Origin of the sequence: Undibacterium sp. Di26W, assembly GCF_049340265.1 — a bacterium.
Taxonomy (GTDB): Bacteria; Pseudomonadota; Gammaproteobacteria; order Burkholderiales; family Burkholderiaceae_D; genus Undibacterium.
The window spans coordinates 1-12,104 of sequence record NZ_JBMPOR010000006.1; the positions used below are offsets into that span (position 1 = coordinate 1).

The following is a 12,104-nucleotide window of genomic DNA, read 5'->3' on the forward strand; positions in this document are numbered from 1 at the left end:
AAAACCCGATAAGAACCAAGAGCTCTAAAGCTCGCGTAACAGATAGGGCTGTCGTCAGCGAATTCCATAGGGGCCAGCGGCATTTGTCGCAATAACAGGCCGGATGTAAGCGTGCAATCTATTCCTGCAAATCATGATGCGTTTTTTACTTGGCAAATGGCGGCGTCCATGTAAGGTTCTAACAAACAAGCTGTCCATGCCTGATCGTGCATGGACAGACTTGGATTTCAAGGTATCGATTTAAAAATCGAATTTCAATTCACCCACGACACTGCGTTGTGTGTACGGGTGGAAGGCCCAGTATTTTTTGTTGTTCAGGTTGTCTATGCCTATCGATGCCGCCCACTGCCTGGCGAGCTGATAGCGTACCCGTACATCCGCCACCACAAAGCTGGAAAAACCCTGATAGGTAAAGGCATTGGTATCGCTATTATCGAGTGAACCATACTGTTTGCCGCTATAGCGCAAGCCCAGGCTGGTGCTGAGTTTTTCATCTGGTCGGTAGTTGATTACCAGATTCGCCCGCCAGGCAGGTACGCGCGGCTGCCATTTACCCACACTGGCCGGGAATTTGTCGTTCCTGGTGATGACAGAGTCGGCATACGTCAGGCTGGCAGCCAGGTCCAGGCCGTGGGTAAATACATCGCTGGCCTGATACGCCAGCTCCAGCCCCGTGGTATGAATTTCATCGACGTTCTGGATGTTCGTGACGTTCGGCGTTACCAGCGTGTTGACTTGCGAATACAGCGCATCGCGGGTTCTTTCGTGGAATACCGTTGCCCGCAAAAAGCCCTTGCCTTCATTCAGTACGCGTTCTGCCGTCCATTCCGTGGTCCAGGATTTTTCCGGCTTCAGCGTCGGGTCATTGTTCACGATGGCGGTGGTGGAAATCGTGCCCTGATACAGTTCTGACACGGTAGGCATGCGCACTGCGCGCCCCAGCGATGCTTTCAAGGTCCAATCGTCACTGGCCTTGAAGGCGAGTGCTGCCTTGGGTGAAAAATAGGTTTCGCTACGGTCGATAAAGTTCAGGGTGGAACTGGCATTGGCAATAGCCCCCTTGTCTGCCTGCCATTGTTCGATGCGGCCACCGACTATGGTTTTCCATTGCGGACCGACGCGCCAGGCATCTTGTGCATACAGGCTTTGCAACTGGGTATTCCCCTGGAAGGCAGAAAAGCGTTTCATTGCATTTCCGCTGATCCAGTTGTCAGTATCCGATACCAGGGTACGCAATTGATAGGCTTCGCGCTGATAGCCGAATTCCGTCGTGTGTTCTGCATTCGGGCGCCAGATACCCTTTAGTGCCAGGGTATTCCAGCCAGTGCCATTGCCATCTGTAATGCGGCCAGCACCGCCGCTATCTGCCTGGGGAATGGCTACCGTCGGTGCACGGACTATGTCCTTGCTGTAGTCATACAGGCTGGCGGCGATTTCCCAGTCAAATTCGCCTTTGGTATTGCTTCTCAGGTTCAGGCCATGGGTGATATGTTCGAGCTGGTTTTTACTGTTCGACATATCGGTCGGTGCAAGGGTATATTTTTTGCCGCCTATATTGATGTCGCCGCTATACACGGCATTACCAGCGGCATCGTGCAGATAACTCTCGACGCCACTGTTCATATTATTGCGCCAGTAACCCAGCGTGTAGCTAGCCCGCAGCGTGGGGCTGAAGTCATACGCCAGCTTGATCTTGGCATGATCTTGCGTGGTATGGTACTGGCCGGTCGCGCCCAGTATCCACCAGTCCATACCTTGTGGATTTTTATCAGCGATGGCACCGCTGACGACTGTGCCTGCGTTGCTGTTGACACCGGCAGATAACAGTTTGTTGGCAAAGGCGATAGGGTGACCATCACTATCAAGTTGATTTAAATTCAGCCACCAGGAAAACGCGCCCTGTGTATCGCCCAGGCTGGCACTCAATTGCTTGCCGCTATAGCTTTTGTCCGTGCCATATAGCTGGAAATTTTCACTGAAGCCAACCAGCTTGACATGCGCTTCAAATTGCTTGGGCATGCGGGTCACGTAATCCACCACCGCACCGGCAGAGTTGCCGGCATAGGCGGCTGAAAATGGGCCGTACAATACATCAACGCGTTCGATTTCTTCCGGCGTCACCAGGCCCCAGCGCGGGGTAAAGCTGGCACCATTACCCAGCAGGTTGGACAGCAAGATGCCATCGGCATAGACCAGCGAACGTGCACTGTTGCCAGTGCCTGATGCCCGCGTCGCCAGTACCGCATGATTGTAATCACCGACATAGCGCTTGCGCACCAGCAGGCTGGGCAGGTATTTCAGTGCATCTTCAGCATCAATGGCATTGATGGTACGTTCCATGGTCTTGGCGTTGATGCCTTCGATGGTGGTAGGTATTTCTTTTGGCAGGGAAGAGGGACGGTCGCCATTGATGGTGACACGTTCCATTTGCTGTTGATCGTCATTGGTATCTGCGGCAAAGGCTGGCAACAAGGGGAAAGCAGTCATCAGCGCGGCACTCAGAGTGCGCAGACGTAGCTTGGTCAAGGAATTGGACATGGGTAGTCAGAAAAAAGGACTGCGAAGGAAAGCGCAAAGCAGTCTGTAGCAATGTCAAAAGCACTGTTACAGCTGAACCAGATCTTTTTTTTAGACTACAGGTGGGCCGCGTGCGGGCAGCGGGGCCGCAACAATGGCTGCCAGGCGGGCTGCCGGTATGGAGCGGGTGGCGTAAGACAGTGCATGCTGCGGTACAAAGGCATCCATTTGCGGCTGTACCGGGGGCAGGGCAGTTGCCAGGCATAAAGAGCAATCCAGCAAATGCGTCATACTCTTGCCGGCATTCTTGCCGTCATCAGTTGACCCCGCCTGACTGATGAATTTATACCCGGTACTGGTACAAATCAGGTTCATGCTGTCAGATTTCACCAGCGACGATGCCATGGCGACACCCAGCGTCAATACATATAACAACAGTACTGTACGCACGATGTGGTGAAAGCAGGAGCGGGAAATTCTGTAGGCAGACATGAGGCCGCATTGTATCACCGTTCTGCCGGGGTATAAATTCAGTTTATACAACACACTAAAAATAAGCGATCCGACATCAAGTCCGATGGATTTACCGCTATGATTGCGATTTTCGGGGCCGGACTGGCATGTTAAATGCTGCTCCATTTCCAGAACAGCCGACCCAAGGGCGGCTGACATGATAAAGACAGGATTGCGGGTCAATTTACCCGGGCAGGCGTGGTGGCGGTAAGCTTCGATTGAGCAGCTTGACCGCGCTTGACTAAGCTTAATTTACTCAGGCACACATGCAAGACGCCGTTGCCATCGCATGACATTGCCGCAGTCCTATTGCAACAAGAAGAAGGGATTATCTTGAGACAACAAACATTGGGACAGCAACTGACCCGCACCAAGCCTATCGATCATAGTGAACAGGTGACTGACGACCAGGGGCATAGCCTGCATCGTTCACTGGGTTTGTTTGCACTCACCATGATAGGTGTCGGTTCCACCATCGGTACCGGGATCTTTTTCACCATGGTGGAAGCCGTGCCCAAAGCCGGGCCCTCCGTGATTCTGTCATTTTTGATTGCCGCGATCACTGCCGGCTTGACGGCATTATGTTATTCCGAGTTGTCATCCAGGATTCCTGCTTCTGGTTCGTCGTATTCGTATGCCTATGCCACCGTGGGTGAATTTGGTGCATTTGTGGTGGCTGCCTGTCTTTTGCTGGAATATGGATTGGCTGCCAGTGCAACGGCAATAGGCTGGTCGGCGTATCTGAATAATTTCCTGGCGAATGCTCTGGGCTGGCACATACCTGAAATGTTGCGCTCACCCATGATCGTGGCTGGTGCCAACGGGGTAGAAATCCATGCCAGTCAGTTCAATCTGCCGCCCATGATACTGGTCGCTATCTGTTGCTTCCTGCTGCTGCGCGGTGCCAAGGAATCGGCCACGGTGAATGCCGTCATGGTATTGATCAAGCTGGTTATTTTGACCTTCTTTGTCATCATCGCTTTCTCTGGTTTCAATGCCGAACACTTCACGCCCTTTTTTAATACCGATAACAGCAAGGGCCTGGCTGGCATGGCCGGGGTGACTGCTGCTGCCGGTACCGTGTTTTTCTCTTTCATTGGCCTTGATACGGTGGCAACTGCCGGTGCTGAAGTTAAAGACCCCAAACGCAATGTGCCGCTGGGCATCATGGTGGCGCTGATCGTGGTTACGGTGTTTTATTTGCTGGTGGCGGTGGCTGCAGTGGGTGCGCAGCCGGCCAGGATGTTTGAAGGGCAAGAAGCTGGTTTGGCCGTTATTTTGCAAAATGTGACCGGCAAAGCCTGGCCGGCGCTGGTGTTGTCGGCAGGTGCCGTGATTTCCGTATTCAGCGTGACACTGGTGACCATCTACGGCCAAAGCCGCATCCTGTTTGCGATTAGCAAGGATGGCCTGATACCGGCATCTTTCCAGCGCGTGCATGCGCGTACCCGCACCCCTGTCAGTAATACCATTATTGTTTGCCTGCTGGTGGGTATTGTTGCCGGTCTGGTCGATTCCACCTTCCTGTGGGACATGGTCAGCATGGGTACGCTGGTGGCCTTCATGGTGGTATCGGTGGCTGTGCCTGTCATTCGCCGTCAGGGTCTGGGTGAAGGTGCCACCGGTTTCCGCGTACCTTTTGGGCCTTACCTGATACCAGGTTTGAGCATAGTCGCCTGCCTGTATATCCTCAAGGACTTGCCGCCGACGACCTATCACGTGTTTTTCATCTGGATGGCAGTGGCAATTGCGATCTATTTCTTTTATGGAAGAAGCCATTCCCACTTGAATAAACACTAATAAACCAGATATCGATGAGGCGTATGTCATTTTCACCACTTTACGGAAAGAAAAGAATATGAAACTTTCACACCTCAATCGTGCCCTGCTTACAAGTGCATTGACCTGGTTGACATGGACGGCTCATGCCGAAACGGTAGGCAGTGTCGATACCGCCTTCAAGTTGATCGGCCCCGACCATAAGGTCGTGGTCGAAGCCTATGATGATCCCAGAGTCAACGGCGTGACCTGTTATGTGTCGCGCGCCAAGACCGGCGGTATCAGCGGTGGCCTGGGGTTGGCAGAAGATAAGGCAGAAGCCTCGATTGCCTGCCGTCAGGTCGGGCCCATCAGTTTCCCCGGGCCCATGAAGCAACAGGAAGAAGTGTTTAACCAGAGCCTGTCGATTTTGTTCAAGAAATTACGCATCGTGCGCATGGTGGATCAGAAACGCAACGCGCTGGTATATCTGACTTATTCTGACAAACTGATAGATGGGTCACCCAAGAATAGTGTGACTGCGGTGGCGGTAGACCACAGCACGCCTATTCCGCTCAAATAAAATAGCTTGCATAAAATATCCGGGAAGGCGAAAAATCAGCATGGATTTTCTATCCGGCAATGATTTGCGTTTACAATGTAAGTTGTAAGAACCATTTGTTTACGATCTGTAGCGAGCGTCAGCGGGAGTAGGGGTAACAAAAACGCAGCGCAAAAAGCGGAATGTACATTAGTACATGAGCATTTTGAGCAGCGCATGAGCCCCGGGTGGTCTCTGATTGCGCACGCGCAGTAAGATCGTAATCAGGTTCTAAGCGTAATCCATTCTGACGTATCCCTATGACAAGCTCCGCCGCCCAGGCGGCCCCCAGGCTGACTACTGAACAATCTGTCGATGCGCTGATCAAGACCATACGCATCCCGCCTCGCCCCAGTCTTCTGGCAGACGTGCAGGCGGAACTGGCGGTGGAAGATCCTGATCCGCGCAGGCTGACGACCATCATCGCCAATGATGTTGCCATGTCGGCATCTTTGCTGAAGCTGGCCAATTCCTCATTTTTCGGCTTGCGCCTGAAAGCCAAGTCGGTTGAGCATGCGGTGAGTTTGTTGGGAATCACGCAGTGCGGTAATTTGATGACCGGCATTATTGCCCGGCAAAGCCTGCAGGTGGAAAAAGTATCGCTGATCAAGTTCTGGGATTTTTCTACCAAGCGTGCGCAAGCCATGACACAACTGGCACGCCGCATGCGTGTCTGCACCGGTGATCTGGCACATACTTTTGGTCTTTTTTGCGATATCGGCATCCCCTTATTGCTGGAACGTTTTCCGGATTACGCTGAAACACTGGAGCTTGCCAATAAGGAAGCGAATCAGAGCTTCACTGCCGTCGAAGAACAACGTCATACCACATCCCATGCTGCCATCGGCTCTCTCATGGCGCGTACCTGGGGGTTGCCAGAAAGTGTATCGATGGCCATTTTGTTGCATCATGATTATGATGTGCTGGATGACCCGGGCACCGAAGAATCAGTGAAAAGCCTGATCGCGCTGGCTGTGCTGGCCGAATACGGTATACAGAAATACCATGGACAGGAATTTTCCTGCGAATGGGAAAAAGGTGGAGAAGCAGCCTGTGCGTTTCTGGGTTTATCGGCAGACGATGTCGAAGACCGCTTCGAAGAATTGCACGAACTATTCAATCATAGCCATTAGCTGATTCTCAGTAACAGCATCCCAGATCGTTGGTGATGCGCATCAGGGGCGATTCCCCAGCATGCGGGCTGGCAACAGGAAGATGGCGCGCAGCAATTCAAACACACCGTCAACCGCAATCCCCAGTACCCGGAATGGTAATAGCACTAACCATACTACCGGGTAAATCACCAGCGCCAGCAATGCCAGTGGCCAGCACAATACAAATAAAGCCAGCCAGATCAAAAGTGTCAGCATGATCTGCTTTCCTTAAGCGATCAAGACGCGCAAGAGATTACTCAGCATGACCAGGGCGATGGTAGCGATGACTACGGCGTCCATGTTTGCAGTGATGTTCATGATATTTCCTTTCAATTCGGGTGGGAGTGATTGCACTGTAGTTGTTTGCAGAATCACTCGCCATGGCAACGCGACGAAATGCAGTTTTACTGGTTCAGATTGCCTATGCAGCGGACGAATTGAGAATGGCTTTGTGCTCCCTGCTCGTGCATTTTTTAAACCCCCAATCCACCCCTTTCGATGTTTGCAAATTGGCTTTGCAAATCCACAAGTGCTTAAAAATTGTGCTTGACATGCTGGTCTGGTGATTGCAAACTCCAATTATTAGTCAACTGCATAATAATAGTGGAATTGAAACTGCATGGCACGCCCCTCTCAACAACTTGATGAAGTCCTGCTGCAAAGCGGGCGGGTACTATTTGCCCGGTACGGCTGTAGCGGTCTGTCCCTGCGTCTGTTGGCAGAGCACGCAGGTGTCAATGTCGGCATGTTCCATTATCACTTTCGCAGCAAGGACAATTACCTGGCGCAGTTGCTGCAGACCATGTATGAAGAAATGTTTGTGCAGTTGCAGGCCGAGGTCGATCATGCCGGTTCACCAACGCAACGCCTGCGCCAGGCCCTGTGCCTGCTGGGACGTTTATTGCGTGAGCATGGCAGCTGGATAGGCCGGGTCTGGACCGATGCCAGCATGGGAGAAACTGTCGCCACACAGTTTCTGCAAAAAAATGGTTCACGCCATGTACAACTGATCGTCGGCCTGCTCATGGAAGCCATGCAGGCAGGCGAACTTGCCATGCAAGCGCCCATGCTGGCCCTGACTTTTCTCATGGGCAGTGTCGCTGCCCCCATGCTGGTGGCACCACGTGCGCTGGAACTGGGTTTTGTACCCCCCATGTTGCAACTGCCCTTGCAACAAGTGCTGAGTGATGAAGGCATTGCTGACCGTGTCAACCGCGCCCTGTATGCCCTGGCCGCAAGCAAAGAGGATGTGAACCATGACTGATCAATTCTGTCGCATAAAAAATATTCTGCATATCCTGTTATTAAGCAGCCTGCCGCTGTTACTGATCGCCTGTAAGGGCAAAATTGAGACGGGCTGGTCTGGTTATGCAGAAGGAGATTACGTCTATATCTCGGCCCCGCTGGGTGGCCGCCTGGATCAGATCAGGGTCCAGGCGGGTCAGCAAGTGAGCAAGGATGCACCCTTGTTTTCATTGGATGCAGAAGCTGAAAATGCCGCACGTGATGAAGCGCAGGCGCGTTTGCTGAGTGCCAGGGCACAGGCCAGCAATACTGAAAAAGGCAAGCGCAGCGAAGAGATTGCCGTCAGCCAGGCCCAGCTTGTCAGCGCCCAGGCCCAGGCTGCGCTGGCACGACAGGAACTGGCACGCCAGCAACAATTGCTGAACCAGGGTTTTGTATCGAAATCGCGTATTGATGACGCTCGGACCAATCTCAAACTGAGCGAGGCGAAGGTGGCTGAACTAAGTGCCGCCGTGAACGTGGCACGCTTGCCAGCAAGGGTTGATGAACGTGCAGCAGTGCAGGCCAGTGCCGATGCCGCCAAGGAAGTGGTACGCCAGACCGCCTGGCGTTCTGATCAAAAAAATCAGGTCTCGCCAGCGAATGCCCTGGTAGCCGAAGTGTTTTACCGTCAGGGGGAATACATACAGGCTGGCCAGCCGGTACTGTCCTTGTTGCCACCAGAAAATCGCAAGGCCAGGTTTTTTGTGCCCGAGGCCGAGCTTGGTAATATCACTGTCGGCCAGGCAGTCAGGTTGAATTGCGATGGTTGTGGTGCGGCTATTCCAGCCCATATCTCGCGCATAGCCAGCAAGGCTGAATATACACCGCCAGTGATTTATTCGAATGTGCAAAGAGCCAAACTGGTCTTCATGGTGGAAGCCGTACCAGATCAGCCCGCGCGCTTATTGCTGCATCCGGGCCAGCCGCTGGATGTCAGCCTCAGCCCCTTGAGTTTGAGTAATGGCACGGCGGGAAAAACGCAATGAGCGCCGCCAGTGACCACGGCCAGTTGGCCATCGACGTCCATGGCCTGAGCAAATCCTATGGCGGGCGTGCCGTTGTCGACAAGGTCGAATTGCAGGTTGCCAAAGGCCGCATTTGCGGTTTCCTGGGGCCGAATGGCAGCGGTAAGACCACCACCATACGCATGCTGTGCGGCTTGCTGACTCCTGATGCGGGTACCGGTACTTGCCTGGGCATGGACATCATCAGACAGGCAGAACAGATCAAGCGGCAGGTGGGCTACATGACGCAAAAGTTCGGTTTATATGATGATTTGTCGATACGTCAGAACCTGGATTTTGTCGCCCGTTTATTTGAATTACCATCCCGCAAAAATGCAGTCGATCAATCGCTGGAAAGGCTGGGCCTGACGGCACGCCAGCATCAACTGGCCGGTTCATTATCTGGTGGCTGGAAGCAAAGACTGGCGCTGGCGGCCTGCCTTATCCATGAACCGCGCTTGCTATTGCTGGACGAACCTACCGCCGGCGTAGACCCCAAGGCGCGCCGTGATTTCTGGGACCAGATTCATCTGCTGGCCGATCAGGGCATTACTGTTCTGGTCTCCACGCATTACATGGATGAAGCAGAACGCTGTCATGAACTGGTATATATCGCTTACGGAAAAATCCTGGCACGTGGTACCGAACAGGAAATCATTCGCGATGCCAAACTCAAAGTCTGGACCGTACAGGGTGAACAATTGGGCAGCCTGCTGGCACCGTTGAAATCAGCGCCGGGGGTATTGAGTGTCGCTGCCTTTGGTAATGCCGTGCATGTGGCGGGGCTTGATGAGGCGCTGGTGCTGCAGGCGCTGGACAGTATCAGCAACCAGGCTGCCATCCAGATATCTGCATCCGAAGCCAACCTCGAAGATGTCTTCATCAGCCTGATCGCCAGCGCACCTGATAATTTCTCGAAAGATGACCTGCGGCAGAAGGTGCGCGCATGAAGCGTTTTTCCTGGGCCCGCATGTTTGCCATCTTCATCAAGGAATTTCAGCAAATGATGCGCGACCGCCTGACCTTTGGCATGGCTGTTGGTATCCCCATCTTGCAGCTCATCCTGTTTGGTTATGCCATCAACACCGACCCCAAGGGTTTGCCAACGGCGGTCGTCAGCACAGACAACAGCCCCATGGCGCGCAGTTTTGTGGTCGCCATGCAAAATACTGGCTACTTCCGCATCGATTTAGTCGGGCAAAATGAGAAAGAAGCTGAAGCCCTGCTGGAAACTGGCAAAGTGCAATTCCTGCTGGTGATACCACCACAATTTACCCAACAACTGGTGCGCGGTGAAAAACCTGCTTTGCTGGTATCGGTGGACGCGACTGATCCTTCGGCATCCGGCAACGCCATCGCTGCGCTGAACGTCATTGCCACCCAGGCCCTGCAACATGACCTGACCGGCCCCCTGCATTATTTGCAGACCGGCTCACCGGCGTATGAGGTAAGAGTGCACCGTCGCTATAATCCCGAAGGCTTGTCACGCTACAACATCGTGCCCGGCCTGATCGGTACCATACTCACTATGACCATGGTGATGCTGACTTCACTCGCCATGACACGTGAGCGCGAACGCGGCACCATGGAAAACCTGCTGGCAACACCGGTACGCCCGGCCGAAGTCATGGTGGGAAAAATCCTACCCTATGTATTGATGGGGTATATCCAACTGGCCGTTATCATCAGCGCGGCATTCCTGTTATTTGAAGTCCCCATGGTGGGCAGCTTCAGCCTGTTGATGGCGATGATAGGCGTGTTCATCCTGGCCAATCTGGCGGTCGGTTTCACTTTTTCCACCATCGCCAGGAATCAGTTGCAGGCCATGCAGATGACCTTCTTTTTCTTCCTGCCATCCATGCTACTGTCGGGTTTCATGTTCCCTTTTCGCGCCATGCCAGAGTGGGCCCAGGTCCTGGGTGAAGTACTGCCACTGACCCATTTCCTGCGGATAGTGCGCGGGATTTTACTCAAGGGCAACGATGCCAGCCAGCTCTTGCCTGAACTATGGCCCATGCTGGTATTTTTATTACTGGCCGGAGTGTTAGCCTTAAAGAGATACAGGCAGACTTTGGATTGAAACTGACTAAAATTGACTTGATGTGTCAGAGCGCATGTGCTTCCATGAGATGCGCTCTGACATGCCGGGTACCTTGGCTTGCAACTTATTTTTTATAGCCGAACTTGCTTTCGCACAGTTCCAGCGAAACGGTCGATGGCCATGCTTTATCCACAATGTCATCGGCCATTTTTTTGCGTAAGCTCAGGAAGGTTTTTTTGTCTCCCGCATGGCAGGCGAACATCGCAAAATTATTTAAATTCCATTTGCTCTTGGGGTGACGGGTCATCAAATCTTCAAATCCAGCACGCATTTTGGGCCATTTTGCCAGAGAGACGGTAAACAGATTATCTCTGTAAACCACACTTTGCCCTACTGACCAATAGATTCTGGCATACAAGGTTTGTCCTTCTGTATCTTTGGTATTGTTGACAGACCAGGTTACCAAGTCATCAACGGCTTTCCAGCTACCACCCCACAGAGGGTGGATATAATTGGCCATTTGAAAATACAACGGCAGATAAGTTGGATATTTTTTTGCACCTTCGTAGAAAATCTTGCTTTTGTCTTCTTCCGAGCGTCCCAAGGCACCTTTTACTTCCAGCATCAATTCATACCAGTTAGGTAAAACATCGCCGGCAGCCTTATTTTCTGCCAAAACCTGTTCGGCTTTTTCCATGCGTTCATGAAACAGACGCCAACCCTCAGGGGTAACGGACGAACTGTAGCCATGTCCTCTTGCATGCCACGCGTAGGACGACCAATAATTTGCTTCGGCAAGCACACCCAATGGAGAGTTGGGATACATAGCCTTTAACTCCATAATTCTTTGCAGCCTTTTTTCCTTATCTGGTTCAATCTCAAATGCGCTTGATAAGACACTTAACAAGGCAGACAATCTGGGGCGTCCATCGTTGAAAGTACAATCAGGTGCATCCCAATCACGGATATTCACCATGAGTGTTCCCGCAATTTTGGCGGAGGAGTTGAATATTGGTGCCAATGACTTTGCCCAGCGGTTGAAAGCTTCTGGCCCATCCATGTCATTTCCGAACATGCATTTTCCTTTTTGTATCTGAGGAAATGGATCAACGAACACGGGGGCCGATTCCTGCTCTGCATGGACGAAAGCAGGTAATGTCAGTGCAACAGTCAGAAGAATTTTGGTGAATTGAGCTTGAAATGATTTCATTGTTATAGCTAAGGTGTAT

Annotated in this window: 11 protein-coding genes; 7 read left to right on the top strand and 4 right to left on the bottom strand. The window is 52.4% G+C overall.

Annotated features, from left to right (window positions below):
- Positions 1 to 240: 240 nt before the first annotated feature.
- Complete coding sequence (locus tag ACO0LM_RS09260) at positions 241 to 2,538, bottom strand: TonB-dependent receptor (protein WP_423036375.1); 2,298 nt, start codon at positions 2,536 to 2,538, stop codon at positions 241 to 243.
- A gap of 90 nt (positions 2,539 to 2,628) precedes the next feature.
- Positions 2,629 to 3,009, bottom strand: a complete 381-nt coding sequence (locus ACO0LM_RS09265) for a DUF2946 family protein (RefSeq protein ID WP_423036377.1) — start codon at positions 3,007 to 3,009, stop codon at positions 2,629 to 2,631.
- A 354-nt stretch (positions 3,010 to 3,363) separates the two neighbouring features.
- On the opposite strand from ACO0LM_RS09265, the gene ACO0LM_RS09270 reads away from it, so the two are divergent.
- From ACO0LM_RS09270 to ACO0LM_RS09280, 3 genes are all read left to right on the top strand, one after another.
- On the top strand, positions 3,364 to 4,830 hold the full coding sequence (locus ACO0LM_RS09270) for an APC family permease (protein ID WP_423036379.1): 1,467 nt from the start codon (positions 3,364 to 3,366) through the stop codon (positions 4,828 to 4,830).
- 58 nt (positions 4,831 to 4,888) lie between these two features.
- Complete coding sequence (locus ACO0LM_RS09275; protein WP_423036381.1) at positions 4,889 to 5,371, top strand: CreA family protein; 483 nt, start codon at positions 4,889 to 4,891, stop codon at positions 5,369 to 5,371.
- 278 nt (positions 5,372 to 5,649) lie between these two features.
- On the top strand, positions 5,650 to 6,522 hold the full coding sequence (locus tag ACO0LM_RS09280; protein WP_423036383.1) for an HDOD domain-containing protein: 873 nt from the start codon (positions 5,650 to 5,652) through the stop codon (positions 6,520 to 6,522).
- A gap of 42 nt (positions 6,523 to 6,564) precedes the next feature.
- On the opposite strand, the gene ACO0LM_RS09285 is transcribed toward ACO0LM_RS09280, so the two are convergent.
- A complete protein-coding gene (locus ACO0LM_RS09285) occupies positions 6,565 to 6,759 on the bottom strand; it encodes a hypothetical protein (protein WP_423036385.1) in 195 nt (64 codons plus the stop codon).
- Between the two features lie 403 nt (positions 6,760 to 7,162).
- Between ACO0LM_RS09285 and ACO0LM_RS09290 the strand changes: the two genes are divergently transcribed.
- Genes ACO0LM_RS09290 through ACO0LM_RS09305 form a run of 4 tightly spaced genes read left to right on the top strand, consistent with a single transcriptional unit; the run spans position 7,163 to position 10,914 of the window.
- Positions 7,163 to 7,807, top strand: a complete 645-nt coding sequence (locus ACO0LM_RS09290) for a TetR/AcrR family transcriptional regulator (protein WP_423036387.1) — start codon at positions 7,163 to 7,165, stop codon at positions 7,805 to 7,807.
- Positions 7,800 to 8,816, top strand: a complete 1,017-nt coding sequence (locus ACO0LM_RS09295; RefSeq protein WP_423036389.1) for an HlyD family secretion protein — start codon at positions 7,800 to 7,802, stop codon at positions 8,814 to 8,816. Before ACO0LM_RS09290 ends, ACO0LM_RS09295 begins: the two co-directional genes overlap by 8 nt.
- Positions 8,813 to 9,784, top strand: a complete 972-nt coding sequence (locus ACO0LM_RS09300; protein ID WP_423036391.1) for an ABC transporter ATP-binding protein — start codon at positions 8,813 to 8,815, stop codon at positions 9,782 to 9,784. Before ACO0LM_RS09295 ends, ACO0LM_RS09300 begins: the two co-directional genes overlap by 4 nt.
- A complete protein-coding gene (locus ACO0LM_RS09305; protein ID WP_423036393.1) occupies positions 9,781 to 10,914 on the top strand; it encodes an ABC transporter permease in 1,134 nt (377 codons plus the stop codon). The genes ACO0LM_RS09300 and ACO0LM_RS09305 overlap by 4 nt, the downstream gene beginning before the upstream one ends.
- Positions 10,915 to 10,999: 85 nt before the next feature.
- Here the strand turns inward: ACO0LM_RS09305 and ACO0LM_RS09310 are convergent, their stop codons facing one another.
- Positions 11,000 to 12,085 (bottom strand): hypothetical protein, encoded by a 1,086-nt coding sequence (locus ACO0LM_RS09310; RefSeq protein WP_423036395.1) that lies wholly within the window; start codon positions 12,083 to 12,085, stop codon positions 11,000 to 11,002.
- Between the last annotated feature and the right edge of the window lie 19 nt (positions 12,086 to 12,104).

What these genes read in the sequence shown, in the direction of transcription:
- ACO0LM_RS09305 (WP_423036393.1), top strand. Translation starts at nt 9,781, where the DNA reads ATGAAGCGTTTTTCCTGGGCCCGCATGTTTGCCATCTTCATCAAGGAA.
- ACO0LM_RS09275 (WP_423036381.1), top strand. Translation starts at nt 4,889, where the DNA reads ATGAAACTTTCACACCTCAATCGTGCCCTGCTTACAAGTGCATTGACC.
- ACO0LM_RS09285 (WP_423036385.1), bottom strand. Translation starts at nt 6,759, where the DNA reads ATGCTGACACTTTTGATCTGGCTGGCTTTATTTGTATTGTGCTGGCCA.
- ACO0LM_RS09260 (WP_423036375.1), bottom strand. Translation starts at nt 2,538, where the DNA reads ATGTCCAATTCCTTGACCAAGCTACGTCTGCGCACTCTGAGTGCCGCG.
- ACO0LM_RS09280 (WP_423036383.1), top strand. Translation starts at nt 5,650, where the DNA reads ATGACAAGCTCCGCCGCCCAGGCGGCCCCCAGGCTGACTACTGAACAA.
- ACO0LM_RS09295 (WP_423036389.1), top strand. Translation starts at nt 7,800, where the DNA reads ATGACTGATCAATTCTGTCGCATAAAAAATATTCTGCATATCCTGTTA.
- ACO0LM_RS09300 (WP_423036391.1), top strand. Translation starts at nt 8,813, where the DNA reads ATGAGCGCCGCCAGTGACCACGGCCAGTTGGCCATCGACGTCCATGGC.
- ACO0LM_RS09290 (WP_423036387.1), top strand. Translation starts at nt 7,163, where the DNA reads ATGGCACGCCCCTCTCAACAACTTGATGAAGTCCTGCTGCAAAGCGGG.
- ACO0LM_RS09310 (WP_423036395.1), bottom strand. Translation starts at nt 12,085, where the DNA reads ATGAAATCATTTCAAGCTCAATTCACCAAAATTCTTCTGACTGTTGCA.
- ACO0LM_RS09265 (WP_423036377.1), bottom strand. Translation starts at nt 3,009, where the DNA reads ATGTCTGCCTACAGAATTTCCCGCTCCTGCTTTCACCACATCGTGCGT.